Origin of the sequence: Lysobacter enzymogenes (assembly GCF_017168095.1) — a bacterium.
Taxonomy (GTDB): Bacteria; Pseudomonadota; Gammaproteobacteria; order Xanthomonadales; family Xanthomonadaceae; genus Lysobacter; species Lysobacter enzymogenes_D.
Map to the genome: position 1 here is coordinate 1 of NZ_LXSD01000259.1, position 26,949 is coordinate 26,949.

Here is a 26,949-nt window from a genome sequence, read left to right on the forward strand (position 1 = left end):
GACGATGGCCGCCCGGTCGACGCCAACAGCGACGACGCCTACGTCCGCTGAGGCGCCGGCGCGCGCCCCGGCGGCGCGCGCGGCGGCTTGCAAACCCGCGCCCGCGCCGCCATCTGCGGGCTTACCGAACCCGCCGTTTCGCGTCCGCGTTCGCCGCGATCACTGCATTGGCGGCCGCCTCGGGCGATAATCGCGGCCGCGACGCGCGCCCGGTCGCGCGCCGCGATCGCAGTTTCGGCAGGCAGGGTCGGTAGGCGCGTTCGGCAGGCACGTTCGGCCGGCCTGTGGATCGCGGCCCCGGCCGCGCGCCCGGCACCACGGCGGCTTCAGACTCATCACGCGTCCCCACGCGACACGACAGGCAGGACCAGCGCTATGTGCGGCATTCTCGGAATCGTCGGCAACACGGATGTCGCCGCTCAGCTCTACGACGGACTCACGGTGCTGCAGCATCGCGGCCAGGACGCGGCCGGCATCGCCACCGCCGACGGCGCGCGCCTGCGCGTGCACAAGGGCAACGGCCTGGTCAGCGACGTGTTCGACGAGGCCTCGATGCGCCTGCTCGAAGGCCGCGTCGGCATCGGCCACTGCCGCTATCCCACCGCCGGCAGCGAAGGCTCCGACGAGGCTCAGCCGTTCTACGTCAACTCGCCGTTCGGCATCGCCCTGGCCCACAACGGCAACCTGATCAACACCGACACCTTGCGCCGCGAGGTGTTCGAGCAGGACCGCCGCAACGTCAACACCGAGTCCGACTCGGAAGTGCTGCTCAACGTGTTCGCGCACGAGCTCGACCGCCAGCGCGCGCTGACCCCGGACGCCGCGTTCGCCGCGATCGAGGGCGTGCACCGCCGCTGCGTCGGCGGCTATGCGGTGGTCGCCACCGTGCTCGGCCTGGGCCTGGTCGCGTTCCGCGACCCGCACGGCATCCGCCCGCTGGTGCTGGGCAAGCGCCGCAGCGGCGGCCAGGACGAATACGCCATCGCCTCCGAATCGGTGGCGCTGGACCTGCTCGGCTTCGAGCGCGTGCGCGACGTGCGCCCGGGCGAGGGCATCGTGGTCACCGCGCGCGGCGAGCTGTTCTCCAAGCAATGCGCGGAAGTGCGCAAGCACACCCCGTGCATCTTCGAATACGTCTACTTCGCCCGGCCCGACTCGATGATGGACGACGTCTCGGTGCACAAGGCGCGCATGCGCATGGGCCAGACGCTCGGCGAGAAGATCCTGCGCCTGCGCCCGGACCACGACATCGACGTGGTGATCCCGATCCCCGACACCTCGCGCGACTCGGCCCTGGAAATCGCCAACACCCTGGGCGTGAAGTACCGCGAAGGCTTCATCAAGAACCGTTACGTCGGCCGCACCTTCATCATGCCGGGGCAGGGCGAGCGGGCCAAATCGGTGCGGCGCAAGCTCAACCCGATTCCGCTGGAATTCCGCAACCGGGTGGTGCTGCTGGTCGACGACTCGATCGTGCGCGGCACCACCTCGCGCCAGATCGTGCAGATGGCGCGCGACGCCGGCGCGCGCAAGGTCTATCTCGCCTCGGCGGCGCCGGCGGTGCGGCATCCGAACATCTACGGCATCGACATGCCCTCGGCCGAGGAACTGGTCGCGCACGGCCGCAGCGACGAGCAGGTGCAGGAGCTGCTGGGCTGCGACTGGCTGATCTACCAGGACCTCGACGCGCTGGAGCAGGCGGTGTCCGGGCCCAAGCACCGCATCGATCATTTCGATTCGTCCTGCTTCAACGGCGAGTACGTGACCGGCGTGGAGCCGGGCTATTTCGAGCGCATCCAGCAGATGCGCTCGGACGACGCCAAGAAGACCCGCCGCGCTTCGTGAGCGCGGCGCGGGTTTCGTCCAGGCTCACGCCGCCGCGTCCGCCACATCCGCCGTATCCGCGCCAGATCCAGGGCTTCGGATACCCCCTAACCCCGTCATTCCGGCGAAAGCCGGAATCCATTTTGATTTTGCTTGTGCGTTTGCGCTTGGCGACAGCAACAGCAACAGCAAAATCAAAATGGATTCCGGCTTTCGCCGGAATGACGGGGGATGAAGCGAGCGAGGCGATCTTGCGAGCCCGCGTCGTCGCCCTCCGCCCAAGCCCGCCGCTGCCCGCATGACCGCCACCCCAGCCACCCTATTCGATGCCGCGCGCGCCTGCCTCGACGCGACCACACCCGAGGCCAAGGTCGAACGGACGTTCGCTTATGCCGCCGCGTTCGCACGCGGCGAGCTGACCACCCCGGCCGATGCGCCGGCGCCCGAGCCGATCCGCATGCCGGGCCGGCCGCCCAGGCCGGCCTTGGTGCATCCGCGCGAACTGCCCAAGCGCGGCTTCGGCAGCGCCGAAGGCCGCGCCGCCTTCGTCCATGCCATCGCCCACATCGAATTCAACGCCATCGACCTGGGCTGGGACGCGGTCTACCGCTTCCGCGGCCTGCCGGCGCAGTTCTATGCCGACTGGGTCGGCGTGGCCAACGACGAGGCGCGCCATTTCCAGCTGCTGCGCGGCCGCCTGCAGGAACTGGGTTACGACTACGGCGATTTCGACGCCCACAACGGCCTGTGGGAAATGGCCGAGAAGACCGCCCACGACGGCCTGGCGCGCATGGCGCTGGTGCCGCGGGTGCTGGAAGCGCGCGGGCTCGACGTGACCCCGGGCATGATCGTCAAGCTGCGCTCGATCGGCGACCACGCCACCGTCGCGATCTTGGACACCATCCTGCGCGAAGAAGTCGCCCACGTCGCCGCCGGCTCGCGCTGGTTCCGCTGGTATTGCGAGCGCGCCGGCGTCGACCCGCATCCGCGCTTCCGCGAACTGCTGGCCGAATACGCCCGCGCGGTGCTGTACGGACCGTTCAATTTCCAGGCGCGCAGCGAGGCCGGCTTCGACGACGAAGAGCTGCGCATGCTCGAGGCCTTCGCCGGCCCGCGCGACTGACCCGTTCTTGCTTTTGTAGGAGGGACTTCAGTCCCGATGCTCTCGTGCCGGATCGCCGCAATCTGAGCCGAAAGCATCGGGACTGAAGTCCCTCCTACAAAAGCCTCAACAAAAAAACACATCTGCGCGCGCTCGCTGCGCCGCATCACCCCGCCGCCGCTGCGCGCAAAGCGCCGTCCCGGCGAATATGCCAAGGTCGCCCTTCCACAGACCAGGAAGGGGGACGCTGTGAGACCGACGATTCCGTTGTTCGCCGCATCGCTGTTGGCCTGCGCGCCGTTGCACGCGCCGGCCGCCGGCCCCGGCGCGGACGATTACGCCCGCGCCGAGAAAGTGCTCGACTACAACCTCAAGGGCAAGGTGCGCAACGCCAAGGTCGATCCGAACTGGCTCGCCGACGGCCGCTTCTGGTACCGCCGCGACGGCACGGCCGGCGCCGAGTACGTGCTGATCGATCCGGCCAGACGCAGCCGCGAGGCGTTGTTCGATCCGGCGCGCCTGCGCGCGGCGCTGGCCGCGGCCGCTCCCGCAACCGACGCCGCGCTGGCGCCGGTATCGGTGCGGATCGAAGACGGCGCGCTGCACGCGCGCTTCGTCGCCGGCGCGACGACGTGGTCGTGCGACCTGTCGGCGTACCACTGCAAAACCTCCACTGTGGCCGCGGCCGACCCGCTGTGGCTGCCGTCGCCCGACGGCGAGCGCGCCTTGCTGGTGCGCGAGTACAACCTGTGGCTGCGCGACCTGCGCAGCGGCGCGGAAACCCAGCTCACCCGCGACGGCGAAGCGCATTACGGCTATGGCGTGCTGCCCGATTTCGCCCTGCACGCGGTGCCGCGGCAGCAGGGCAAGTGGAAGACTCCGCCGATGACGGTGAGCTGGTCGCCCGACGGCCGGCGCGTGTTCGGCACCCGCTACGACGAGCGCAAGGTCCAGCCCTATCCGATGGTGGCGATGGCGCCGGACGATGGCTGGAAGCCCAAGGTCTACGACATCCGCCTGGGCCTGCTGGGCGAGGCGGAAACCGCGCGCGACGAATGGTTTTCGATCGACATCGCAACCGCCACGGTGCGCCGCATCGCGATCCCGGCCGGCTGGAACCACGCGATCGAATCCGACGTGCTGGGCTGGTCGGCCGACGGCCGCCGCGTGTACGCGCCGATCGCGCGCTACGACCGCCCCGCACGAATGCAGCTGACCGAGATCGACCTCGACCGCGGCGACACGCGCGCGCTGCTGGAAGAACGCTCCGACACCCGCATCCAGCTCAACGATTTTCTCTACAGCCGCCCGGCGGTGGCGGTGCTCGGCGCGCGCAAGCAGATCGTGTGGTTCTCCGAGCGCGACGGCTGGGGCCATCTCTACCTTTACGACTTGAACGACGGGCGCCTGGTCCGCCGCATCACCTCGGGGCCGTGGCTGGTGCGCGACGTCATCGGCGTCGACGAAAAACGCGGCGAGCTTTGGTTCACCGCGGGCGGACGCGAACCCGGCGATCCGTATCAGCGCCGGCTGTACCGGGTCTCGCTCGACGGCGGCGAACCGGTCCTGCTGACGCCGGAAACGGCCGACCACGCCATCGAAGCCGGCGCCAGCGCGATCCTCGGCGGCCCGCCGAACGATCCGCTCTCGCCCGACGGCGCCTACGTGATCGACAGCTATTCCACCCTCGACAGCGCGCCGCGCACGGTGCTGCGCTCCGCCCGCGACGGCGCGGTGGCGATGGAACTCGAACGCGCCGACGACAGCGCGGTGCGCGCCGCCGGCTGGGTGCCGCCGCAGCGGCTCAAGTTCACCGCCGCCGACGGCCGCAGTGAGATATGGGCCACGGCGTATTTCCCGCCGGACTACGCCAAGGACAAGGCCAGGCCCAGGCAGTACCCGGTGATCGACGCGTTCTACGGCGGCCCGCAGATCAACAACGCGCCGGTCGGCTTCGTCGACGCCGCCGCCACCACCAACCCGATCTCGCGTTCGGCGCTGGCGCGGCTGGGCTTCGTGACGATCACCATCGACGCGCGCGGTACGCCGGGCCGTTCGCAGGCCTTCCACGACGTCAGCTTCGGCGATTTCGCCGATCCGCAGATCGACGACCATGTCGCGGCGATCAAGCAGTTGGCCGAACGCTTCCCCGGCATCGACACCGACCGCGTCGGTGTCTACGGCCATTCCTTCGGCGGCTACACCTCGACCCGCGCGATGCTGTACCGGCCGGATTTCTACAAGGTCGCGGTGTCCTCGGCCGGCCCGCACAACTACCAGGGCATGTACGGCGGCGGCGTCAACGGCCTGGAGCGCCTGCTCGCCGGGCCGCCGGACTACGGCGACGGCCGCCGCGTCCAGCCCACGCCCGGCGCGGTGCCGAACAACTATCGCGCGCTCGACAACGCGGCGCTGGCCGACAAGCTGCAGGGCAAGCTGATGCTGGTGCTCGGCGACCTCGACGAGAACGCGCTGCCGGCGGTGACGCTGCAGTTCTCCGCGGCGCTGATCCGCGCCAACAAGGACTTCGACCTGCTGTACCTGCCGAACCAGAACCACGAGTTGTTCCGCAACGACGCGTATTACACGCGGCGGATGTGGGATTACTTCGTCGAGCACCTGGGCGGGACCCGGCCGCCGGCCGGATACAAGCTGGCGCCGCCGCCGGGCAAGCCGAGCGGGCAGGTGTTCTGACCCACGCGCCGGCGCGCCGCTCGGCGCGCCGGCACGATGCAAGCGGACCGCGATAGACAACGTCATGAAACGCCGAAACCTGCGACCGCGCCTGCACCGGCGATGGCAACACGCGCACACGATCCGCGCCGAATCCATCAAATGACGCCGATCTGAAATACCCCTTTCACACGTCCCGAACAGACTTCCGGCCTTCGCTCCTTGCCGCCCGGAGCGAATGACGCGAGGGATCGCGCCAGTGGCGGTCCCCCATAAAAATCGGAAGTCCCATGACGACGAAGACGACGCTCCTCGCCGCCTCGATCCTGCTGTGCCTGCACGCCGGTCATAGCTTCGCCGCCGAAGCGCCCGCCGCCGACGCCGCGCCCGCCGACGCCAGCGCCGACGCCGGCCGCGACGCCACCACGCTCGATGCGGTGTCGGTGGTCGGCACCGGCCAGACCCGCCAGGTGCAGGCGCTGGGCCGCGCCGAACTGCAGCGCGAAGCCGCCGGCACCAACCCGCTCAAGGTGATGGCCAAGCTGCCGGGCGTGCACTTCCAGAGTTCCGATCCGTGGGGCAACTACGAGTGGTCGAGCAAGCTCAGCATCCGCGGCTTCTCGCAGCAGCAGCTCGGCTTCACCCTCGACGGCGTGCCGCTGGGCGACATGAGCTACGGCAACCACAACGGCCTGCATATCGGCCGCGCGATCACGTCCGAGAATCTGTCCGGCGCGGAACTGTCGCAGGGCTCGGGCGCGATCGACACCGCGTCCTCGGGCAACCTCGGCGGCACCTTGCGCTTCTTCAGCTCCGATCCGGCCTCCGAATTCGGCGTGCGCCTGGCCCAGACCCTGGGCAGCGACGCCACCCGCCGCAGCTTCGTGCGCCTGGACACCGGCGACCACAACGGCTTCAGCGCGTACCTCAGCGGCGTCTACCACACCACCGACAAGTGGAAGGGCGACGGCCCGCAGCGCGGCACCCAGTTCAACGGCAAGTTCGTCTATGCCGGCGAAGACTTCAAGATCACCGGTTATGCCGATTCCTCGCGCCGCCGCGAGACCGACTACGCCGACCTGTCGCTGGAATCGGCCAAGCGCCTGGGCATGGATTGGGACAACTACGCCAAGGACTGGCAGCGCGCCATCGACGCGGCCAACGGCGTGTTCCGCGGCGGCGTGACCAGCCTGGACGATGCCTACTACATCGCCCGCGGCGTGCGCGACGACGATCTGGCGTACCTGAGCGCCGAGTGGAACGCCTCGCCCGACGTGACCCTGGCGGCCACCGTCTACTACCACACCAACGAAGGCCAGGGCCATTGGGCCACGCCGTATTCGAAGTCGCCGACGGTGCCGTTGCGCATGCGCACCACCGAGTACGACATCGAGCGCACCGGCTTCATGCCGAGCCTGAGCTGGCAGCTCGGCAACCACCGCCTGCAGGCCGGCCTGTGGCTGGAGAAGAACGACCACGGCGTGCAGCGCAACTTCTACGACCTCAAGGCGAGCGAGCCGCCGAACGACATCTTCTTCTACCGCAACCCGTCCGAGCGCGTGTTCCGCCAGCGCTTCGACACCGACACGCGCATGTACTACGTGCTCGACCACATGGAGTTCGCCGACGGCCGCCTGGCCGTGGACGCGGGCTTCAAGGGCCTGCGCGTGGAGACCGACGGCAAGACCCTGATCGGCGGCGCCAGCCGCGCCAGCGGCAAGCTGGTGTCGGAAGACAACTTCCTGCCGCAGCTCGGCGCGCGCTGGCAGCTCGGCGAGCACGAGGAAATCTTCGGTTCCTACAGCGAGAACCTGTCGGCGTTCCGCACCGGCGTCAACGGCCCGCATTCGACCTCGCAGGCCGCGTTCGACGCGGCGGTGGGCTCGCTGGAGCCGGAGAGCTCCAAGACCTTCGAAGCCGGCCTGCGCACCAGCCGCGACCGGATCGAGGCCTCGGTGGCGGTGTACCGGGTCAACTTCGAGAATCGCCTGCTGGCGATCGCGCGTTGCGCCGGCATCGTCGGCTGCGCGTCGAGCTTCGCCAACGTCGGCGACGTGGAAAGCCGCGGCGCCGAGATCACCGTGCAGTGGAAGCCGATCGCCGGGCTGACCTGGTACCACTCGCTGGCGTTCAACGATTCGCAGTACGAGTCGGATTATCTCGACGGCGCCACCCTGGTGCGCACCCGCGGCAAGCAGGTGGTCGACGCGCCCAAGCGGCTGTACGCGACCGAGCTGCGCTGGGAGCAGGACGGACTGTCGCTGCAGTTGGGCGCCAAGTACACCGACAAGCGCTACCTGACCTATCTCAACGACTCCAAGGTCGACGGGTTCTGGGTGGTCGACGCGTCGGCGTCGTACGAGTGGAAGCAGCTGTCGTGGGCCGATGCGTTCAAGCTGCAGTTGAACGCGACCAACCTGTTCGACAAGGAATACTTCGGCAGCATCGGCACCAACGGCTTCGTCGCCTCGGATCCGAAGGGCCTGAACTACACCTTGCAGTCGGGCGCGCCGCGGCAGGTGTTCGTGACGGCGGAAGTGAAGTTCTGATCGCCGTGGCGCGCGCCTGCGAAGGCGCGCGTCGCGGATAGGCGAACGCCCGCGTTGCCGCGGGCGTTCGCTTTTCCAGGCCGCTGGCGAAGCCCGAAGGAACCCCTGTAGGAGCGGCGCGAGCCGCGACCGCGACCCCGCAGATACGGCGCAACCGGCTTCCCCGCGGTCGCGGCTCGCGCCGCTCCTACAGGTAGGCCATGCGGATTGTTCCAGCGCGTGAAGATCGAACGCAGCTCCCTGTAGGAGCGGCGCAAGCCGCGATCGCGTCACCGCACACACGACGCAACCGGCTATCCCGCCGAATCAGTCCAGCGCTTGCAGGCGCATGCTGTCGCGATCCACCCGCAACACCGAACCTTGCTCGTACCAATCGCCGAGCACCACGCGCTTGCGCGGGCGGCCGCCGGCGTCGAGTTCGTGGATCGCAGGGCGATGGGTATGGCCGTGGATCATCGTGTCCACGCCGTAGCGCACGAAGGTCTCAGCGACGGTGGCCGGGGCGACGTCGGTGATGGTTTCCATGCGCCCGGCGTCCTTGAGCCCGGCCTGGTGCGCCTTGCTCGCCGCGCGCGCCTGCTGGGCGAAGGCCAGGCGCGCGGCCAGCGGCTGGGCCAGGAACTGGGCCTGCCACAGCGGGTGGCGGGTCTGGGCGCGGAACTGCTGGTAGGCGACATCGTCGGTGCACAGCAGGTCGCCGTGGCCGATCAGCACCGGCTGCCCGTACAGCACGATCACGCTCGGATCCGGCAGCATGCGCATGCCGGCGCGCGCGGCGTAGTCGCGGCCGAGGAGGAAGTCGCGGTTGCCGCGGATGAAATGCACCGGCACGCCCGAATCGGCCAGCGCCTTGAGCTCGCGGGCGACGAAGGCGCCGGTCTCGGCCGGGTCGTCGTCGCCGACCCAGGCCTCGAACAGGTCGCCGAGGATGTACAGCGCGTCGGCGCCGCGGGCTTCGTCGCGGACGAAGCGGCCGAACAGCTCGGTGATCTGCGGGCGTTCGGCGTCCAGGTGCAGGTCGGAGATGAAGAGCGTGGTCATGGGGCTAGTTTAGGGCGTTTCGCCCGAAACGCCCGCGCGGCACGGCTTGCGGCCCCCGGCCGCCCCCGCAAAACCCGCCGGCCCCGCATCCGTTAAAATCCCCGGTCTCCCTCCGATCCACCCGAGCCCGCGCATGACCCGCACCCGCTTCGCCCCCAGTCCCACCGGCTACCTGCACATCGGCGGCGCCCGCACCGCCCTGTATTGCTGGCTGGAAGCGCGCCGCGCGGGCGGGCAGTTCGTCCTGCGCATCGAGGACACCGACCGCGAGCGCAGCACCCAGGCGGCGATCGACGCGATCCTGGAGGCGATGGACTGGCTCGGCCTGAGCTACGACGAAGGCCCGATCTACCAGACCCAGCGGCTGGACCGCTACCGCGAGGTCGCCGAGCAGATGGTCGCCGCGGGCACCGCGTACTACGCCTACGAGACCCGCGACGAGCTGGAAGCCGCGCGCAACGCCGCGCTCGCGGCCAAGGAGAAGCCGCGCTACAACGGCGCCTACCGCGAGCGCAACGAGCCGTACCGCGACGATCCGAACCGGGTGATCCGCTTCAAGAACCCGCTCGAGGGCACGGTGGTGTTCGAGGACAAGGTCAAGGGCCGGATCGAGATCGCCAACAGCGAGCTCGACGACCTGGTGATCTTCCGCGCCGACGGCTACCCGACCTACAACTTCGCGGTCGTCGTCGACGATCTCGACATGAAGATCACCGATGTCGTGCGCGGCGACGACCACGTCAACAACACCCCGCGCCAGATCAACATCTACCAGGCGCTGGGCGCGACGGTGCCGCATTTCGCCCACCTGCCGATGATCCTCGATCCCGAGGGCGCCAAGCTGTCCAAGCGCACCGGCGCGGCCGACGTGATGCAGTACCGCGACGAGGGTTATCTGCCGCACGCGCTGCTGAACTATCTGGTCCGCCTGGGCTGGTCGCACGGCGACCAGGAGATCTTCTCGGTCGAGGAGATGACGCGGCTGTTCCAGCTGTCCGACGTCAACTCCAGCGCCTCGCGCCTGGACAAGGCCAAGCTGGGCTGGATGAACCAGCAGTACCTCAAGAGCGACGATCCGGCCGAGGTCGGCAGGCACCTGGAGTGGCACCTGCGCCGGCACGGCTACGACCTCGCCGCCGGTCCGGCGCCGGCCGACATCGTGGTCGCGCTGCGCGACCGCGTGCAGACGCTCAAGGACATGGCCGAGCGCGCCGCGGTGTGGTTCGGGCCGCTGACCCAGTACGACGAGGCCGCCGTGGCCAAGCACCTCAACGCCGCCGCGCGCGCGCCGCTGGCCGAGGCGCGCGCGCGCCTGGCGCAGCTGCCGGCGTGGACCGCCGACGCGGTCGGCGCGGCCCTGCACGAGGCCGCCGAGGCCCTGGGCCTGGGCATGGGCAAGGTCGCCCAGCCGCTGCGCGTGGCCATCACCGGCACCCAGGTCAGCCCGGACATCTCGCACACGGTCTACCTGGCCGGCCAGGCCGAGGCCTTGCAACGCATCGACGCCGCCCTTACTAAGATCCCTGGGTAATTCCCGCCCCGTTCGCCCAGCGAAGGCCGCCGCGCCGCCACCGGAGCCCGCCATGAGCACCAGCACCGCCTGCACCGATCCCCAGCACCACGTCCACGACGGCGACGGCTTCGTGCACGAGGTGGAGCGGGCCTGCGAGCAGCGCGGGCTGCGGCTCACGCCGATCCGCGCCCACGCGCTGCGGCTGATCGCCGACGCGGGCAAGCCGATGAAGGCCTACGACCTGCTCGACCAGATGAAGGCGACCCACGACGCGGCGGCGCCGCCGACGATCTACCGCGCGCTGGACTTCCTGCTCGAGCACGGCTTCATCCACAAGCTGGCCTCGATCAACGCCTTCGTCGGCTGCCATCATCCGGGCGCGGCCCAGCACGCGGTGCCGTTTCTGATCTGCGACACCTGCCAGTCGGCGACCGAACTGGAAGACGAGCGCATCGTCGACCTGCTCGAGGCGCGCGCCCGCGCGCTCGGCTTCGTGCCGCAGGCGCAGACCCTGGAAGTGCACGGCATGTGCGCGAACTGCGTCGAAGCCAAGGCCGCCAAGGCCTGAAATCTTTCTGTAGGAGCGGCGCAAGCCGCGACCGCGAATCCGCAACTACGACGTAAGCCTCGTCCGGGCGAATAACCTGCCGACGGGGTTGCGTCGTGGTTGTGGATTCGCGGTCGCGGCTTGCGCCGCTCCTACAGGGGGCGATCAGGCTTTCGCCGCGGCCGCCAGCGCCGGCGTCACCGGCTTGGCCTCGCGGATCGGCAAATTCGCCGCCGCGGCCAGCAGCGCCAGCACGATGTCGGCGTACCACATCCAGGTGTAGGCGCCGAACTTCGCCATCGCCAGGCCGCCGAGCCAGGCGCCGAAGAAGCCGCCGATCTGGTGCGACAGCAGGGTCAGGCCGAACAGCGTGCCCAGGTAGCGCGGGCCGAAGAGCTTGCCGACCAGGCCGGCGGTCGGCGGCACCGTCGCCAGCCAGGTCACGCCCAGGCCGGCGGCGAACAGGTAGAAGGTCAGCGGCGTCGGCGGCGAAACCAGGTAGATCGCGATCAGCGCCGCGCGGCTGGCGTACATGCCGGCGAGCAGGTACTTCATCCGCCAGCGCTGGCCGAGCCAGCCGGCGGCGAGGCTGCCGGCGACGTTGAACAGCCCGATCAGGCCCAGCGCCATCGCCGAGACGTTGTCCGACAGCCCGCACAGCGCGATCTCGCCGGGCAGGTGGGTGACCAGGAAGGCGATGTGGAAGCCGCAGGTGAAAAAGCCCACGTGCAGCATCCAGTAGCTGGGGTTGCGCAAGGCGATGCGCAGTTGTTCGCGCAGGCCGATGCCGTCCGCCGCGGCGTTCGCGCCGGCGACGGCGGCCGCGGTTTCGCGCCGGCGCCGCAGCGGCCAGGCCAAAGGCAGCGTCGCCAGCGCGGCCGCCGCCAGGGTCCACATCGCCGCCATCCAACCGGCCGCGGCGATCACCGCCTGCACCAGCGGCGCGAACAGGAACTGGCCCATCGAGCCGCCGGCGTTGATCACGCCCGCGGCCATCGAGCGCTTTTCCGCCGGGATGCGCTGGGCGGTGGCGCCGATCAGGATCGAGAAGCTGCCCGCGCCCGCGCCTGCCGCGCCGAGCAGGCCGAGCGTCGCCATCAGCCCCCATTGCGAGGACACGAACGGCGTCAGCGCCATGCCCGCCATCAACAGCAGGCCGCCGAACACCAGCACCCGGCCGGGACCGCGCTGGTCGGCGAGCGCGCCGAACAGCGGCTGCACCGCGCCCCAGACGAACTGGCCGATGGCCAGGGCGAAGCTGATCTCGGCGATGCCCAGGCCGGTGCTGTGGCCGATCGGCTTGACCAACAGCCCCTGCGACTGGCGGATGCCCATGGTGATCAACAGCATGGCGGTGGCGGCGAGCAGCAGCGGCCAGTAGGACGCGGGCTTGGTCGACGCCGGGAGCGGGGTGGAGGACATGGCGGGCTCCGGAGGGAAGGGCCTTTCAGGCCCGATGTGGGTTCGAGACGGGCCGAACCCGCTGTTGTAGGAGGGCCTTCAGGCCCGATGCCTTTCGTTCCGGCCTGAGCGAAAGGCATCGGGCCTGAAGGCCCTCCCACAAAGACCCTCCCACAAAGGCGGGCCGGCGAGATTCATGGCGCGTCGCCCTGCAACTGCGCGATCGCCCGGTCCAACTGCGCGTGCAACGCAGCAACGCCGTCCGCGCCCAGGCCTTCATCGATCTCGTCCTGCGCCTGCCGCCACAGCGGCATCGCCCGCTCGACCACCGCGCGCCCGGCGGCGGTGATGCGCAGCAGGCGCTGGCGCGCGTCTGCGCCCGGCGCCGATTCGATCCAGCCGGCCGCGCTGAGCGGCTTGAGGTCGCGGCTCAGGGTGCTGCGGTCCATGCCCAGCTCGTGCGCGATCTCGCCCAGCGGCCGGCCGCGGCCGCCGGTGCGGCGCAGGATCGAGTACTGGTTGAGGTTGATGCCGGCCGGCGCCAGCGCCTGGTCGTAGCGCTGGCTCATCAGCCGCGAGAGCTTGCGCATGCGGAAGCAGGTGCAGACGCTGGGGGGCTGGGCGGGGGCGGCGGTTTCGGTCATTGTGTGTATATACACCTAATGAGCCTGCCACCGCAAACGCCGACCGCGAAGGTCGGCGTCCGGAAGGGCAGGCGTCCGGAAGAGCAGGGCGTCGGACCGCCGGCGCAGCAGAAGCGCGGAGGCGGGACCGCGATGCCGGTCGGGAACCGGCGATCGGGAGAGAGGACGGTCCCGGCTCCGCGCGCGGAACCCCTGCGCGGCGCCGGGCGGGCCCGGCGCGATTTTCGACCGGTGAGATTTCGACCGATGCGACTTCGACTGATGCGATTTCGACCGACGCGATGCTTAGCGCGAGCCCGTCAGAAGAACACCCGCACGCCGAAATCCACGCCGCGGCCCGGCAGCACCACGGTGTCCTTGAGGAACGAGGTGTGCACGCGCGCGACTTGGTCGGTGAGGTTGTTGCCGTCCAGGAACAGCTCGTAGCCGAGGTTGCCGGCGTCCCAGTGATACGCCAGGTGTGCGTCGACCAGGGTGTAGCCGTCGGTCGGGGTCTCGTTCGCCGCCACCTTGTCCTGCTTCATGTAGCGGGTGGCGCCGAGCGAGGCGCGCCAGCTGTCGGCGTTCCAGCGCAGCTCGCCGCCGAAGCGGCCCGGCGCGATGCGCGGCAGGTTGCCGCCGCGGTCGAGCTTGGCGCGCACGGTGTCGCCGAACACGCGCACGTCGAACTTGCCGGCGGCGCCGTCGAACACATGGGCGATCGCCTCGCCCTCGAAGCCGGTGAACTTGGCGTCGGCCTGGCTCCACTGGCGCACCGGATTGTCTTCCTCGACCTCGCCGGTATCGACCAGGTAGATGAAGCCGTCGAAACGGGTCTGGTAAGCGGCGACCTTGGCCTCGAACTTGGCGCCGTGGTAGTGCAGGCCGAGCTCGAACTGGTCGGCGCGCTCCTTGCGCAGGTTCGGATCGCCGATCTCGAACGAGGCAGTGGCCGCGTGCAGGCCGTGGGCGAACAGTTCTTCCTCGGCCGGCGCGCGCTCGGCGCGGTCGAGGTTGAGGCTCAGGCGCCAGGCGTCGTTGAACTTCCACAGCAGGCCGGCCGACAGGCTCAGCGGGGTGAAATCACGCTTGTCGCCGCCGTCCGGGGTCACCTTGACCTTGTCCACGCGCGCGCCGAGTTCGAGCTTGAGCGCGTCCCACTCGCGCTGTTCGGTCAGGAACAGGCCGCCGGCGCGGGTCTTGGTGCGCGGCACGAAGGCCTCTTCGCCGATCGCCTGGAAGGTGCGGTCGTAGCCCTGCAGGCCGATCGCGCCGGTCCAGCCGGCCAGCGGCTTGTGGGTGAGTTCGAAGCGGCCTTCGGTGGCGTCGTTGAGGAAGCGCGTGCCGACCTCGGCGCCTTCGAATTCGGTGTGCTCGTATTCGGTTCTGGCGACGCTGGCGCGCAGGCCGCTGAAGAGGCCGAACTCCTGGTTGACGCCGCCCTTGAGCTCGAAGCGGTTCTGCTTCATGTCGATGTGCACCGGCGACTCGCCTTCCTCGGCGTTGCCCGGCTCGCCCGGATTGCCGTACTTGTCTTCGTAGCGCGCCGCGGAGAAGCCCAGGAAACCGGCGTCGCCGACCAGGGACGCGCCGAGCGCGCCGGTCTTGGTATCGACGAAGCTGTTGCGCTGGCGACCCAGCGGCGTGTCGTAGTCGTCCTTGTTGCGGTACACGCCGTCGGCGTGCAGCACCAGCGCGCCGTCGGCGCCGGAGGCGTCGACGCGGGCCATGCCGGTGACGCCGCTGTCGACCGTGCTGCGGCGGATCTCGGCGCGGCCGGACACGGTTTCGTCGAGCGGCTTTTCCGCGATGCGGCCGTCGACCACGTTGACCACGCCGCCGATCGCGCCGCTGCCGTAGAGCAGGGTGGCCGGGCCCTTGAGCACTTCGATCTGGTCGGCCAGGAACGGCTCAATCGCGACGTTGTGGTCCTGGCTGACGGTGGACACGTCCTGGGTCGCCAGGCCGCCGCTCATGACCGCCACGCGCGCGCCTTCCAGGCCGCGGATGATCGGCCGGCCGACGCCGGCGCCGAAGTTGGAGCTCTGCACGCCGGGCAGCTTGCCGACGGTTTCGCCGAGCGTGTTGCCGCGCGCTTCGTCGAGCTTTTCGCCCGCCAGCACTTCGACCGGCTGGGCCAGGTCTTCGGCGCTGCTCTTGAGCGGGCTGGCGGTCACGACCACCGCGTCCAGGCTGGTAGCCTTGTCGTGGCGGGTGTCGCTGGGGTTGGCGGCGGCGGCGTTGGCGCCGGCGCCGGCGGCGTCCTGGGCCGCGGCCTGGCCGAACGGCAGGGCCAGGGACAAGGCGAGGGCGAGCGCGCTGCGGCGGACGCGGGGAGAGGCCACGATGGGGTTGGACATGATGAAAGAGCCGATTCTGAACTGGCGGGGGAGGTTGAAATGTTATAAAGTAACGCAATCTGATTGACAACCATCCCATTAGTCATCCCCTCATGACGGCATTCCTTCGCGGCCTGCTCGACCGGATCGGCGCCTTCGGCTCGCTGGCCTGCGCGGTGCATTGCGCCGCCCTGCCGCTGCTGATCGCGGTGCTGCCCTCGCTGGGGCTGGCGGCGTGGTTCGGCGACAGCTTCGAGCTCGCGTTCGTGATCTTCGCCACCGCCCTGGGCTGCTTCAGCGTGATTTCCGGCTATCGCCGCCACCACGCCCTGCGCGCGCTGAGCCTGCTGGTGCCCGGCCTGGCCCTGCTCTGGGTCGGCGTGCTGTACGCCCCGCTGCACCATTCCCTGGTCCCGCACGCGATCGCCATGACCGTCGGCGGCGCCCTGGTCGGCCTGGCCCATCTGGCCAACCTGCGGCTCAACCACGGCCACGTCCACGACGCCCGCTGCGCCCACTGAGCGCCGCTGCGGCGCGTCCCCGCGCCGCCCCGCCGGCCTTCGCGGGCCGCCGTGGAAGCCGAGTTCCAGGCGCTTGTGCTAGGCTTCGCAGCCTCGCGCGCGGGCCTTCTGCGCCGGACACCGGGCTTCGCGACCCGGCCGCGGCGTTCGCGGCCTGCGCGGACCATCATTTCGAAAGACCGCAAATCACGATTACAGGAGCACGACCATGGGTAAGGGCGACCGCAAGACCGCCAAGGGCAAGCGCTACAACTCCAGCTACGGCAACGCCCGCAAGGCCGTGACCAAGGCCACCGGCAGCGCCGCCGCGCCGGCCGCCAAGAAGACCGCCAAGACCGCCGTCGCCAAGGCGCCGGCCAAGAAGGTCGTGGCGAAGAAGGCCACCAAGGAGTAAGTCGCTGCGCGGCCCCGCGGCCGCCGATGCGACGACGAAGCCCCGCTCCGGCGGGGCTTTTGTTTGCGCGCGGCTTTTCCTCTGCCGCCTTTATCCGTCGCGCGCGTGACGCGCGTGCGGGCCCAAGCCGGTACAAACCTCACTTGCGTCGCGCACGAAACGTGCCACCCCTCGAAAATTCGAGACGGCTTGTAACTTTTTCATTAACATCCCCGCCGTTCCCGAGGAACGGGACGCTTACCACATCAAGGATCAAGGGGACTTATGAAGAAGCAACTCGCGCTGGCCGTCGCGCTGGCCGCCGCCTCCACTTCGGCTTGCGCCTACGAAAAGCTGAGCCACTCCTACGTCGAAGCCGGCTTCGCCAGCAACGAGGTCGAGCTGCCGACGCAGCTGCCCGCCGGTTTCTCGGTCGACGACATGACCGCCAACGGCGGCTTCATCAACGGCTCGATCGCGGTCGGCGAGAAGTTCTACGTGTTCGGCGGCTACAGCCAGGGCAAGGACGACAAGCTCGGCGTCGACGTCGAAGGCTACGGCCGCGTTTTCGAATTCGGCACCGACCTCAAGCAGGCGCACGCCGGCATCGGTTACGCCCACCAGCTCAGCGACCGGGTCGAGTGGAACGGCGAAGTGTCGTTCCTGCGCACCCGTTTCGAAGTCGACCAGGGCTTCTTCGACAACGACACCGCCGAAGGCGACGACTACCGCGCCTCGATCGGCCTGCGCGGCCAGCTGGCGCGCAACTTCGAAGGCTGGGTCAAGGCCAGCTACACCGACGGCGACATGTACGACAAGGAGTTCAGCGGCACGCTGGGCGGCCTGATCAAGTTCAACGACAGCTGGGGCATCGTCGGCGAAGCCGAGATGGGCAGCGACCAGAAGCAGTACCGCCTCGGCGTGCGCTGGAGCTTCTGAGCCCGACGTTCGGTTGCCCGATGGCGCGACAACGACGAAGCCCGGCGCATGCCGGGCTTCGTTGTTTCAGGGGGCTTGTTGCGGTGGAGTTTCGGGCGGTGTGGGCGGAAGGCGTCGGGCCTGAAGGCCCTCCCACAGGAGTTGTCCGATGTGGAAGCGCCTTCAGGCCCGATGCTTTCCTGTTCTGCGCAGCATTCAATCCGCGGCCGGCGCGTCCTGCACGATCACGTACTGCTTGCGGAACTCGATGGTCTGCCCCGGCGCGGTCGGCCACGCCGCGGCGTAGGCGCGCAGCCCGTCCAGGCCCTGCGGCCAGTCCTCGCCGTTGACCCGGCAATCGGCCTGGCATTCGCCGTCCTCGTGGTCGCGCGAGGCGAACAGGCGCAGCGCGAACACGCCCTGCGCGTCCAGCAACGGCTGGAACGCGTCGAGCGACTTGGTGAACAGGCAGCACGGACAGAAATCGTGGCCGTCCTCGTCGCCGTCCACCGCGCATTCGCCGGCCGCTTCGGCCTGCTCGGCGCGGCCGAAATGCGCGACCGGGCCGAACACGACCCGGCGCTTGCGCAGCGGCGCGCCGTTCTCGCCGCCGAACTCCATGCGCATGCTCATGCAGTACTCCGGTTCCGGCCGCGCCGCGTCCAGCAGCGCCATCAGATCGGTGCGCGCCCATTGGTCGAAGCCGCGCCTGATCGACGCGTCGAAGTTCTCGCCGGTGGCGTGCTGGTATTCGAACAGGCCCTGCGGAAACAACTGCGGGTGATTGCACTGGATGGTGCTGGCGGTGCGGATGGTGCCGCCGTCGAGCTCGGTGAACTCGACCAGTTGCGGGAACGCGAACAGGCCGTCGTCGCCGATCTCGATCCAGCCGTCGTCGTAGGCGTGGGCGCGGTGGCCCAGCGCGGCGAGGATGTCGGCCAGGGTCTCGACCAGGTCGAACGGCTCCAGGTAGGTTTCGCCGTTCTCGTCCTCGAAGCGCAGATGGCCGGCGGGCGAGCCGCCGGGATTGGCCTCGAGCAGGGCGAACGCGGGGCCGGCGGCCGACGCGCTCACGAACGCACCGCCTTGGCCTCGACCTCGCTCCACACCCGCAGCAGATTGGCGCCGAGCACCTTGCGGATGGTCTCGTCCGAATGCCCGCGCGCCTTCAGGCCTTCGATCAGGTTGGGATAGTCGGCGACCGACTTGAGCCCTTGCGGCAGCGCGCCGCTGACGCCGTCGAAGTCGGAGCCGATGCCGACGTGGTCGGCGCCGAGCAGCTTCACCGCGTAATCGATCTGGTCGAGCACCGCGTCGATCTTGACCGCGCGCGGCGGATGCGCCGCCTCCCATTCCTTGTCGAAGGCCTCCGCCGATTTCGGCGTCTCCCCGCGCTTGCGCGCCGCCGCCTGTTCCTGCTCGAACTTCGCGCTGGCGACGAAATAGGCCTGGGTGTCGGCGGCCGAGGCCGGATCGACGAAGGCGTTGCCGAACACCACCTGGACCACGCCGCCCTTGGCCGCGATCGCCTTGGCCAGTTCGTCGCTGAGATTGCGCTCGAAACCGGGGGTGAAGTGGCGCAGGCCCGAGTGGCTGGCGATCACCGGCGCCTTGCTGCGCGCGAGCACCGCGCGCACCGCGTCGTCGGACAGGTGCGAGACGTCGACCATGATGCCGAGCCGGTTCATTTCGTCGACGACTTTCTCGCCGAACGGGCTCAGGCCCTTCCAGGTGCGCTTGCGGCTGTAGGACGAATCGCTGATGCGGTTGTCCTCGCTGTGGGCGAGGGTGATGTAGCGCACGCCGCGGTCGAAGAACAGTTTCAGCTTCGACAGGTCGGCGCCGATCGGCGCGCCGTTCTCCATGCCCAGCGCCAGCAGCACGCGCTGGTTGTGCGCGTTCAAGCGTTCGAAGTCCTTCGGTGAGCGCAGCACTGCGAACTGCTCGGGGCGGCGGCCGACCATCGCCTCGACCGCGTCGATCTGGGTGTGCGCGGTCTGGGTGGCGGTGCCGGCGGCGTCTTCGCCGGGCGAGGTGTAGATCGACATGAAGGCGACGTCGAGCCCGCCCTGGCGCGCGCGCGGGTAGTCGAACTCGACCTTGGGCGCGTCCAGGCCGAGGTCGGCCCACTCGCGCAGCAGCAGGCTCGGCGCGTCGATATGGGTGTCGACGATGATCGCGCCCTGGGCGAAGCGCTGTCCGGCGCTGAGGGGTTGGTCGGCCTGCGCGGCGAGCGGGCACAGGGCGAGGGCTAAAGCGAGAGCGGCGATCCGCACGGGTCCTCCGGGATGGGCGCGGCGCGCATCGATGCGCGCGGGAGGCCAGCGTACAACAGCGCCGCGGTGCGGGTTGTGGCGGTGCAGCGACGGGGCGCGGTCGCGTTGGTCCGAAGCCCCTGTGGGAAGGGCGCGCGCCGCGATTGCGGCAACACCGCTACGGCGCGGCTTTCGTCGTTATCGCGTTGGCGCGGTCGCGGCTCGCGCCGCTCCTACTGGGGGCGATCGGGCGATCCGGCGATCGGGTGGGTACGAGCGAAGCCAGACTGTACGGCCTACCTGTAGGAGCGGCGCAAGCCGCGACCGCTAAACCTCACCTACGTCGCAAGCGCGATGTCGAGGCCGCTGCTACGCGCCACCAGCGATCAAGCGACCTGCCGCCCCGCGCAGAACACCCGCTGCGCCAGCCGCCCGCCGAGCCAGTAGCACAGCTCGGCCGGGTGACGGATGTCCCACAGCACGAAGTCCGCGCTCGCGCCGACCCGCAGCGCGCCGGCATCGGCCAGTCCCAGCGCCCGGGCCGCGTGCACGGTCGCGCCGCGCAGCGCCTGTTCCGGAGTCAGCTTGAAATGCGTGCACGACAGCTGCATCGCCTGGCGCAGCGACAGCAACGGCGAGGTGCCGGGGTTGCAGTCGGTCGCCACCGCCATCGCCACGCCGTGTTCGCGGAACGCGTCCAGCGGCGGCAGCCTGGTTTCGCGCAGCACGTGGAACGCGCCGGGCAGCAGGACCGCGACCGTGCCGTGCGCGGCCATCGCGCGCACGCTGTCGAGCGAGGTGTGCTCGACATGGTCGGCCGAGAGCCCGTCGAACGCCGCCGCCAGCGCGCCGCCGCCGAGGTCGCTGAGCTGGTCGGCGTGCAGCTTGACCGGCAGGCCGAGCGCGCGCGCGGCCTCGAACATGCGGGTGGTCTGCGCCGGGCTGAAGCCGATGCCTTCGCAGAACGCATCGACCGCGTCGACCAGGCCTTCCGCGTGCAACCGCGGCAGCCATTCGCAGGCGGCGTCGATGTACTCGTCGGCGCGGCCCTGGTACTCCGGCGGCAGCGCGTGGGCGGCCAGATAGGTGGTGCGCACGCGCACGCCGAGCCGTTCGCCTAGGCGCCGCGCGACCCGCAGCATCTTGCGTTCGTTGTCGAAGTCCAGGCCGTAGCCGGACTTGATTTCCAGGGTGGTGGCGCCGTCGCCGATCAGGGCGCGGGCGCGCGGCAGCGACTGGCGCAGCAGTTCGTCCTCGTCGGCGTCGCGCACCGCGCGCACGCTGGAGACGATGCCGCCGCCGGCGCGGGCGATCTCCTCGTAGCTGGCGCCGTTGAGGCGCAGTTCGAACTCGCGCGCGCGGTCGCCGGCGAAGACCAGGTGGGTGTGGCAGTCGATCAGGCCCGGGGTGATCCAACCTTCGGCCTGGATCACCTGGGCGGCCAAGGCCTCGGGCGCCGCGGGCAACTGCGCGCGCGGGCCCAGCCAGGCGATGCGGCCGTCGCGCCAGGCCAGGGCGGCGTCGGCGATTTCGCCGTAGCCGGCGGCGGCGTCGAGGGTGGCGAGCGAAGCGCCGAGGATCAGGCCGTCGTAGGGCGGGCCGTCGTGAGGCCGGCCGTCGTGAGACAAGCCGTCGTGAGGCAAGCCGTCGTGAGGCAAGCCGTCGGTGGAGTGCGATGGGGACGTCATGGCCGCGATTCTAGTGCTTGCGGCCGCGGCCGGCTGTGTACGCCGGCGCATCGTGCCGGCGCGGACGCGCCGGGCGGCCGGCTTCGGCAAAGCGCCGCCGCGGCGGTTTTCCTCGGCCGCGGCGCAGGCGAGAATGCCCGCCATGAACGCAACCGCTCCGAATTCCGTGTGGACCCCGCAAGGCTGGCGCGGCGACGCGTCCGGCGAACGCATCGTGCCGGGCATCGCCAACCTGCATTCGCACGCGTTCCAGCGCGCGATGGCGGGCATGGCCGAGCGCCAGACCAACCCCGCCGACAGTTTTTGGACCTGGCGCGAGACCATGTACCGCTTCGCCGCCCGCTTCACCCCGGACGCCTTGTATGCGGTGGCCGCGCAGCTGTACGCCGAAATGCTCGAAGCCGGCTACACCAGCGTCTGCGAATTCCACTACCTGCACCACGCGCCCGACGGCCGGCCCTACGCCGACCCGGCGGCGATGTCGCGCGCGCTGATCGCCGCCGCGCGCGACACCGGCATCCGCATGACCCTGCTGCCGGTGCTGTACATGACCGGCGGCTTCGACCAGCGCCCGCTCGGCGAGCGCCAGCGCCGCTTCGGCCATGAGGTCGATGCCTACCTGCGCCTGCTGGACACCCTGCGCGCCGAACAGGATGCGAGGCTGCGCGTGGGCTGCTGCCTGCACAGCCTGCGCGCGGTGCCGCCGGCGCCGATGCGCGAGGTGCTGGCGGCGCTGCCGGCCGGCAGCCGCGTGCACGTGCACATCGCCGAGCAGGTGGCCGAAGTCGAGGACTGCCTCGCCGTGCGCGGCGCGCGGCCGGTGCGCTGGCTGCTCGACAACGCGGCCGTCGACGAGCGCTGGACCCTGGTGCACGCGACCCATCTCGACGGCGGCGAAGTGCAGGACATCGCCGCCAGCGGCGCGACCGTGGCGATCTGCACCACCACCGAGGCCAACCTCGGCGACGGCCTGTTCCCGCTGCGCGATTACCTCGACGCCGGCGGCCATTGGGGCGTGGGCTCGGATTCGCACATCTCGGTGTCGCCGGTGGAAGAGCTGCGCTGGCTCGAATACGGGCAGCGCCTGATCACGCGCCGGCGCAACATCGCGGTGAGCGTCGGCGCGGACGGGTCCGACAGCGTCGGCGAGACCTTGCTGCGCGGCGTCGCCGCGAGCGCCGCGCGTTCGACCGGTTTCGCCGCCGCGGAACTGGCCGGCGATACCTTGATGCTGGACCGCGACGCCCCGGCCTTCGCCGGCGCGACCGATGCCGACTACGTGGATCGCTGGCTGTTCAGCGGCAACCGCAACCTGGTGCGCGAGGTCTTCGTCGCCGGCGAGCGGGTGGTGGCCGACGGCCGCCATCGCGATCGCGAGGCGATCGCGCGCCGCTACGGCGAAACCTTGCGCGCGCTGCTGGCCGACTGATCTCGGCGATCTGCCTGTAGGAGCGGCGCGAGGCGCGACCGCGGCAACGCAACTTCCGCGCAGGTTTCGGCGTTGCTGCGTTGTCGCAGTCGCGGCTCGCGCCGCTCCTACAGGGTGCCTCAACCGCCGAACAGGTCGGCCACTTGCGGCGCTTCGTGCAGCGCGCCTTCCAGCGTCAGCAGCTGCTTCTTCACCGGCAAGCCGCCGCCGAAGCCGGTCAGGCTGCCGTCGGAACCGATCACGCGGTGGCAGGGCAGCACGATCGGCAGCGGGTTGCGCCCGTTCGCCGCGCCGACCGCGCGGGTCGCGGTGGGCTGGCCGAGATGCCGCGCCATCTGCCCGTAGCTCCAGGTCTCGCCGTAGGGAATCAGCGCCAGCGTGCGCCAGCACTGCAGCTGGAACGCGGTGCCGTGCGGCGCCAGCGGCAGGTCGAAACCGCGGCGCCGGCCGGCGAAGTATTCGCCGAGCTGGCGGCGGGTCGCGGCGAGCACGGCGTCGTCGCCTTCGCGCCATTGCTCGTCCATCGCCGCCGGATGCCAGGGCTCTTCGAATTCGATCAGGCGCAGGCCGTCGCCGCCGCTGGCCAGCAGCAACCGCCCGACCGGACTGTCGATGTGTTGATAGCGCACTTCGCCGCGCTTGAGCCGGATCGGCGAACTCATGCGGCCTGCCTCGCTTTCCTGTGCTTGCCGGCTGGCGCGGCGCGCACCGGCGTTTTCAGCGCCAACGGCGCCGGCATGCTGTCGCGCCAGGTGTGGATCACGCCGTAGGCGCGCCACGGCCGCCAGGCTTCGGCGCGCGCGTTCAGCGCCTTCGCGCTCAGGCGCACGCCGTCTTCGGGCAGGGCCTTTTGCAGGACCAGATCGTCGGCGGGGAAGGCGTCGGGATGGCCGAGCGCGCGCATCGCGATGTAGTGCGCGGTCCACGGGCCGATGCCCGGCAGCGCGACCCAGCGCGCGACGAACTCGTCGAGCGTGCGCTCGGCGCGGAAATCGACGCGGCCGTCGAGCAGGGCGCGGGCGACGGTGCGCACGGTGTCGGCGCGGGCGCGGGTGAGGCCGATTTCGGCCAGATCGGCATCGGCCAATTCCACCGGCGTCGGGAACAGGTGGGTCAGCCCCGGCCCGAACGGCTGCGGCAGGGCCTGGCCGAACCGCTGCGCCACGCGCGCGGCCAGCGTGCGCGCGGCGGCGACGCTGACCTGCTGGCCGAGGATCGCGCGCACCGAGATCTCGAAACCGTCCCAGCCGCTGGGCAGGCGCAGGCCGGGGCGCCTGGCCACCAGCTCGCGCAAGCGCGGATCGACCGACAGCGCCGCGCCGATGGCGTTGGGGTCGGCGTCGAGGTCGAACATGCGGCGCAGGCGGTTGGTGATTTCCAGCAGCCGCGACGGCGCGGCGCCGTGCAGTTCCAGTTTCAGCGCGTGCTGGCGGCCGCGTTGATCCGACGGCCACGCGCTCACCCGCAGCCAGCCGGGCGCGTCGATCGGGCCGATCGCGCGGCTGTAGCTGCGTTCGTCGACGTGTTCGACGCCGGGCAGGGCGCGGCCGCGCAGGAAATCGAGCATCGCGCTCAGGTCGTACGGCGGGCGATAGCCCAGCCGCAGCACCAGCGCATCGCCGTCGCCTTCGCTCGCGGGCGACTCGTTCGGACGCCGGCGCAGATCGCGCGGGGCCATGCGGTAGGCTTCCAGGAACACCGCGTTGAAGCGGCGCAGGCTGCCGAAACCGGCGGCGAGCGCGACCTGGGTGATCGGCAGCCGGGTCTCGGTCAGCAACTGCTTGGCGAACAGCAGCCGGCGCGTGCCGTGCACGCCGATCGGCGGCGCGCCGAGGCGTTCGACGAACAGCCGGCGCAGTTGCCGCTCGCCCAGGCCGACGCGTTCGGCCAGCGCCGACAGCGGGCCGTCGGCGAGCGCGCCTTCGTCGATCAGCTTGAGCGCGCGCGCCACTGCCGCATCGCCGCGCCGCCACGCGCCTTCGGCTGGCGACAGCTCGGGGCGGCAGCGCAGGCACGGGCGGAAACCGACGGCTTCGCAGGCCGCGGCGTGGCCGAAATATTTGACGTTGGCGCTCTTGGCGGTCGGCGCGGGACACACCGGCCGGCAATAGATGCCGGTGCTGGTGACGGCGACGAAGAACAGGCCGTCGAAGCGCGGATCGCGGCTGATGCGCGCCTGCTCGCACACTTGCGGCGGCGGCAGCGAAGGGTCGGGAGCGGGAAGGGCGGAGACGTCCATGCAGGCAGCCTAGCACCGGGCCGGGAGGGCGACTCGCCGGATTCGGACATCAACGCAAACGGCGCGAAATGGGCCGATTCAGGCGTCTGCCGCGGCCGCTCCCTGCAGGAGCGGCGCGAGCCGCGATCGCACAGGTTCAGCGGCGATGAAAGCCATCTGCCGACACAGCGGCAGCAGCGTTCGTCGGCGACGGCGAGTAGGCGCGATGCGTCGTTGGCGCAGTGGCGCGGTCGCGGCTTGCGCCGCTCCTGCAGGGAGCGGCTGCGGCATCGTCGCTATCGCGATGGCGCAAAAGCAAACGGCCCGGCCATCGGGGGAGACGGACCGGGCCGGGTCTTGCCCTGCGGGGGCGCGCAGTGGAGGTCCCTGGAGTGCCCGCGTGCAAGTTAGCGCCGTCGCCGGCGCAAGAAGCAGTATCGGCGTCACTGAATCCGCATGCGATGACAAACGTCAACCGCGCAAGCGCTACGCCGATCGGATCGGCAACGCGAGCCGCGGCCGACGTCGTTGTCGCGGCAACAGTTACGCTTGTTACTTTTTCTGCGCGCGCGGGTCTTTCAGCGCCGGCAGCAACGGCGCGATGTCGCCGTCGTTCTGCGCCGGCTTGATGCCGAGCAAGCGCGCCAGCAGCGGATACACGTCGATGTTGTCGAACGCCGGGATCGTCGCGCCCTGGCGGAACGCCGGGCCGCGGGCGATGAAGATCGCGCGCATCGACGGCAGCGCCGGGTCGTAGCCGTGCGAACCGCGGGTCTGGTTCTTCGGCGACTTCTTCAGCGTCTCTCCGTCGATCGCGTCCCAGCCTTCGTCCATCTGGCAGACGATCGGCGGCACCCGCGGATGGGTGCCGTACTGCCAGCGCGCCGGCAGTTCGCCCTTGCGCCAGCACTGGTAGTGGCCGTGCCTGCCGAGCAGGCGCCGCTCCACTTCGGCCTCGAAGCCCGGGTTCGGGGCGACGCCGATCGACTGGCCGACCGAGGTCACCACCGCCTGCTGCGGCGTCACCATGTCTTCGACCGCGATGCGCTGGCCCGGCGCGACCTCGGCCATGCCGTGGTCGGAGACGACGATCAGGTTCACGCGGTCGAGCTCGCCGCGCGCGGCGAGGCCGTCGACGAGGCGGCCGAGCGCGGCGTCGATGCGTTGCATCGCTGTGCGCGCTTCCGGCGAATCGGGGCCGTGATCGTGGCCTTCGTGATCGAGCGCGTCGAAGTACAGGGTCGCCACGTGCGGGCGCGTGGCGGCCGGCTCGCCGAGCCAGGCGAGCATTTCGTCGACGCGCGCGTTCTCGGAAATCTTGGCGTCGAAGGGTTTCCAGCGGTTCGGGCGCAGGCCGCGGATCGGCGCTTCGCTGCCCGGCCAGAACAAGGTGGCGCTGCGCAGGCCGGCGTTCTGCGCGCCGATCCAGATCGGTTCGCCGCCGTTCCACCAGCGCGTGTCGCCGACCGCGTTGCGGTCGGACACCTTGAACTTGCCGAGGTCGGCGTCGCTCATGCTGTTGTGGATCACGCCGTGATGGTCCGGACGCAGACCGGTGACCAAGGTGTAGTGGTTGGGAAAGGTCAGCGACGGGTAGGACGGGTTCATCCATTGCGCGCGCACGCCGCGGTCGGCGATGCGTTGCAGGTTCGGGGTCAGGCCGAGTTCGAGATAGCTGGCGCGGAAGCCGTCGATGGAGATCAGCAGCAGCGGCGTGTCGGCCGGGGGCGGATCGGAACGGGCCGCCCTTTGCGGGCCGTGGGCGGCGCAGGCGGCGAGGGAAACGAGGGCGGCGAGCAGGGCGGCGCGGGCCGCGGGGGCGATCGAATGCATCGCGGAATGATAGCCGCGGCGCATGTCGGGCCGGTGTCGGCCGTCGCGCGCGGCGGCCGCGCGGCGGGCGGGCCGCCAAGGTCGGCACGAAGCTGCGCCGGC

The 26,949-nt window shown here is 70.3% G+C and carries 21 protein-coding genes and 1 pseudogene; 10 read left to right on the forward strand and 12 right to left on the reverse strand.

Annotated features, from left to right (window positions below; all coding sequences use genetic code 11):
• Positions 1-375: 375 nt before the first annotated feature.
• Both purF and A7A76_RS07190 read left to right on the forward strand, forming a co-directional pair.
• The gene (gene purF / locus A7A76_RS07185) at positions 376-1,845 is read left to right on the forward strand and encodes an amidophosphoribosyltransferase (protein WP_206410550.1); all 1,470 of its coding nucleotides are present in this window, start codon (positions 376-378) and stop codon (positions 1,843-1,845) included.
• Positions 1,846-2,122: 277 nt separating this feature from the next.
• Positions 2,123-2,947, forward strand: a complete 825-nt coding sequence (locus tag A7A76_RS07190; protein WP_206410551.1) for a ferritin-like domain-containing protein — start codon at positions 2,123-2,125, stop codon at positions 2,945-2,947.
• Between the two features lie 14 nt (positions 2,948-2,961).
• Here A7A76_RS07190 and A7A76_RS26350 read toward each other — a convergent pair.
• Positions 2,962-3,093 (reverse strand): annotated as a pseudogene (locus A7A76_RS26350) (DUF6053 domain-containing protein); the annotation flags it as partial.
• Positions 3,094-3,175: 82 nt separating this feature from the next.
• Here A7A76_RS26350 and A7A76_RS07195 point away from each other — a divergent pair.
• The gene (locus A7A76_RS07195) at positions 3,176-5,620 is read left to right on the forward strand and encodes a DPP IV N-terminal domain-containing protein (RefSeq protein ID WP_206410552.1); all 2,445 of its coding nucleotides are present in this window, start codon (positions 3,176-3,178) and stop codon (positions 5,618-5,620) included.
• Between the two features lie 269 nt (positions 5,621-5,889).
• A complete protein-coding gene (locus tag A7A76_RS07200) occupies positions 5,890-8,148 on the forward strand; it encodes a TonB-dependent receptor (RefSeq protein WP_206410553.1) in 2,259 nt (752 codons plus the stop codon).
• Between the two features lie 306 nt (positions 8,149-8,454).
• Here A7A76_RS07200 and lpxH read toward each other — a convergent pair whose 3' ends face one another.
• On the reverse strand, positions 8,455-9,189 hold the full coding sequence (lpxH, locus tag A7A76_RS07205; protein ID WP_206410554.1) for a UDP-2,3-diacylglucosamine diphosphatase: 735 nt from the start codon (positions 9,187-9,189) through the stop codon (positions 8,455-8,457).
• 133 nt (positions 9,190-9,322) lie between these two features.
• Here lpxH and gltX point away from each other — a divergent pair, with 133 nt between their 5' ends.
• Entirely contained in the window at positions 9,323-10,720 is a 1,398-nt protein-coding gene (gene gltX, locus A7A76_RS07210; RefSeq protein ID WP_206410555.1) for a glutamate--tRNA ligase, read from the forward strand.
• 52 nt (positions 10,721-10,772) lie between these two features.
• Positions 10,773-11,270 (forward strand): transcriptional repressor, encoded by a 498-nt coding sequence (locus A7A76_RS07215; RefSeq protein WP_206410556.1) that lies wholly within the window; start codon positions 10,773-10,775, stop codon positions 11,268-11,270.
• 144 nt (positions 11,271-11,414) lie between these two features.
• Here the strand turns inward: A7A76_RS07215 and A7A76_RS07220 are convergent, their stop codons facing one another.
• The 4 genes from A7A76_RS07220 to A7A76_RS07230 all read right to left on the reverse strand — a co-directional run bounded on the left by A7A76_RS07220 (position 11,415) and on the right by A7A76_RS07230 (position 15,633).
• Entirely contained in the window at positions 11,415-12,671 is a 1,257-nt protein-coding gene (locus tag A7A76_RS07220; protein ID WP_206410557.1) for an MFS transporter, read from the reverse strand.
• Positions 12,590-12,811, reverse strand: coding sequence for a DUF6053 domain-containing protein (locus tag A7A76_RS26355; RefSeq protein WP_428995100.1), 222 nt, complete (start codon positions 12,809-12,811; stop codon positions 12,590-12,592). The genes A7A76_RS07220 and A7A76_RS26355 overlap by 82 nt, the downstream gene beginning before the upstream one ends.
• A 33-nt stretch (positions 12,812-12,844) precedes the next feature.
• Complete coding sequence (locus tag A7A76_RS07225) at positions 12,845-13,294, reverse strand: MarR family winged helix-turn-helix transcriptional regulator (protein WP_206410558.1); 450 nt, start codon at positions 13,292-13,294, stop codon at positions 12,845-12,847.
• A gap of 299 nt (positions 13,295-13,593) precedes the next feature.
• On the reverse strand, positions 13,594-15,633 hold the full coding sequence (locus A7A76_RS07230) for a TonB-dependent receptor (protein WP_206410559.1): 2,040 nt from the start codon (positions 15,631-15,633) through the stop codon (positions 13,594-13,596).
• Positions 15,634-15,725: 92 nt separating this feature from the next.
• On the opposite strand from A7A76_RS07230, the gene A7A76_RS07235 reads away from it, so the two are divergent.
• The 3 genes from A7A76_RS07235 (at position 15,726) to A7A76_RS07245 (ending at position 17,445) form a co-directional block, all read left to right on the forward strand.
• Positions 15,726-16,133, forward strand: a complete 408-nt coding sequence (locus tag A7A76_RS07235) for a MerC domain-containing protein (RefSeq protein WP_206410560.1) — start codon at positions 15,726-15,728, stop codon at positions 16,131-16,133.
• Between the two features lie 208 nt (positions 16,134-16,341).
• On the forward strand, positions 16,342-16,527 hold the full coding sequence (locus A7A76_RS07240) for a 30S ribosomal protein THX (RefSeq protein ID WP_057946712.1): 186 nt from the start codon (positions 16,342-16,344) through the stop codon (positions 16,525-16,527).
• Positions 16,528-16,791: 264 nt separating this feature from the next.
• Positions 16,792-17,445: a hypothetical protein gene (locus A7A76_RS07245; RefSeq protein WP_206410561.1), complete on the forward strand. Its 654-nt coding sequence runs from the start codon at positions 16,792-16,794 to the stop codon at positions 17,443-17,445.
• A 195-nt stretch (positions 17,446-17,640) separates the two neighbouring features.
• On the opposite strand, the gene A7A76_RS07250 is transcribed toward A7A76_RS07245, so the two are convergent.
• The 3 genes from A7A76_RS07250 to hutI form a co-directional block, all read right to left on the reverse strand.
• Complete coding sequence (locus A7A76_RS07250; RefSeq protein ID WP_206410562.1) at positions 17,641-18,498, reverse strand: DUF6348 family protein; 858 nt, start codon at positions 18,496-18,498, stop codon at positions 17,641-17,643.
• The gene (locus A7A76_RS07255) at positions 18,495-19,700 is read right to left on the reverse strand and encodes a membrane dipeptidase (protein ID WP_206410563.1); all 1,206 of its coding nucleotides are present in this window, start codon (positions 19,698-19,700) and stop codon (positions 18,495-18,497) included. Before A7A76_RS07255 ends, A7A76_RS07250 begins: the two co-directional genes overlap by 4 nt.
• Before the next feature lie 365 nt (positions 19,701-20,065).
• The gene (gene hutI, locus A7A76_RS07260) at positions 20,066-21,367 is read right to left on the reverse strand and encodes an imidazolonepropionase (RefSeq protein WP_206410564.1); all 1,302 of its coding nucleotides are present in this window, start codon (positions 21,365-21,367) and stop codon (positions 20,066-20,068) included.
• Between the two features lie 142 nt (positions 21,368-21,509).
• Here hutI and A7A76_RS07265 point away from each other — a divergent pair, with 142 nt between their 5' ends.
• Positions 21,510-22,796 (forward strand): formimidoylglutamate deiminase, encoded by a 1,287-nt coding sequence (locus A7A76_RS07265; protein ID WP_241200778.1) that lies wholly within the window; start codon positions 21,510-21,512, stop codon positions 22,794-22,796.
• Between the two features lie 119 nt (positions 22,797-22,915).
• Here A7A76_RS07265 and A7A76_RS07270 read toward each other — a convergent pair whose 3' ends face one another.
• From A7A76_RS07270 to A7A76_RS07280, 3 genes are all read right to left on the reverse strand, one after another.
• On the reverse strand, positions 22,916-23,458 hold the full coding sequence (locus A7A76_RS07270; RefSeq protein ID WP_206410566.1) for a methylated-DNA--[protein]-cysteine S-methyltransferase: 543 nt from the start codon (positions 23,456-23,458) through the stop codon (positions 22,916-22,918).
• Entirely contained in the window at positions 23,455-25,035 is a 1,581-nt protein-coding gene (locus A7A76_RS07275; protein WP_206410567.1) for a DNA-3-methyladenine glycosylase 2 family protein, read from the reverse strand. The genes A7A76_RS07270 and A7A76_RS07275 overlap by 4 nt, the downstream gene beginning before the upstream one ends.
• Positions 25,036-25,566: 531 nt before the next feature.
• The gene (locus A7A76_RS07280) at positions 25,567-26,847 is read right to left on the reverse strand and encodes an ectonucleotide pyrophosphatase/phosphodiesterase (RefSeq protein ID WP_206410568.1); all 1,281 of its coding nucleotides are present in this window, start codon (positions 26,845-26,847) and stop codon (positions 25,567-25,569) included.
• Between the last annotated feature and the right edge of the window lie 102 nt (positions 26,848-26,949).

Coding starts and splice junctions, on each gene's coding strand:
- purF (WP_206410550.1), top strand. CDS start 376: ATGTGCGGCATTCTCGGAATCGTCGGCAACACGGATGTCGCCGCTCAG.
- A7A76_RS07190 (WP_206410551.1), top strand. CDS start 2,123: ATGACCGCCACCCCAGCCACCCTATTCGATGCCGCGCGCGCCTGCCTC.
- A7A76_RS07200 (WP_206410553.1), top strand. CDS start 5,890: ATGACGACGAAGACGACGCTCCTCGCCGCCTCGATCCTGCTGTGCCTG.
- lpxH (WP_206410554.1), bottom strand. CDS start 9,189: ATGACCACGCTCTTCATCTCCGACCTGCACCTGGACGCCGAACGCCCG.
- gltX (WP_206410555.1), top strand. CDS start 9,323: ATGACCCGCACCCGCTTCGCCCCCAGTCCCACCGGCTACCTGCACATC.
- A7A76_RS07215 (WP_206410556.1), top strand. CDS start 10,773: ATGAGCACCAGCACCGCCTGCACCGATCCCCAGCACCACGTCCACGAC.
- A7A76_RS07220 (WP_206410557.1), bottom strand. CDS start 12,671: ATGTCCTCCACCCCGCTCCCGGCGTCGACCAAGCCCGCGTCCTACTGG.
- A7A76_RS07225 (WP_206410558.1), bottom strand. CDS start 13,294: ATGACCGAAACCGCCGCCCCCGCCCAGCCCCCCAGCGTCTGCACCTGC.
- A7A76_RS07230 (WP_206410559.1), bottom strand. CDS start 15,633: ATGTCCAACCCCATCGTGGCCTCTCCCCGCGTCCGCCGCAGCGCGCTC.
- A7A76_RS07235 (WP_206410560.1), top strand. CDS start 15,726: ATGACGGCATTCCTTCGCGGCCTGCTCGACCGGATCGGCGCCTTCGGC.
- A7A76_RS07240 (WP_057946712.1), top strand. CDS start 16,342: ATGGGTAAGGGCGACCGCAAGACCGCCAAGGGCAAGCGCTACAACTCC.
- A7A76_RS07245 (WP_206410561.1), top strand. CDS start 16,792: ATGAAGAAGCAACTCGCGCTGGCCGTCGCGCTGGCCGCCGCCTCCACT.
- hutI (WP_206410564.1), bottom strand. CDS start 21,367: ATGACGTCCCCATCGCACTCCACCGACGGCTTGCCTCACGACGGCTTG.
- A7A76_RS07265 (WP_241200778.1), top strand. CDS start 21,510: ATGAACGCAACCGCTCCGAATTCCGTGTGGACCCCGCAAGGCTGGCGC.
- A7A76_RS07270 (WP_206410566.1), bottom strand. CDS start 23,458: ATGAGTTCGCCGATCCGGCTCAAGCGCGGCGAAGTGCGCTATCAACAC.
- A7A76_RS07275 (WP_206410567.1), bottom strand. CDS start 25,035: ATGGACGTCTCCGCCCTTCCCGCTCCCGACCCTTCGCTGCCGCCGCCG.
- A7A76_RS07280 (WP_206410568.1), bottom strand. CDS start 26,847: ATGCATTCGATCGCCCCCGCGGCCCGCGCCGCCCTGCTCGCCGCCCTC.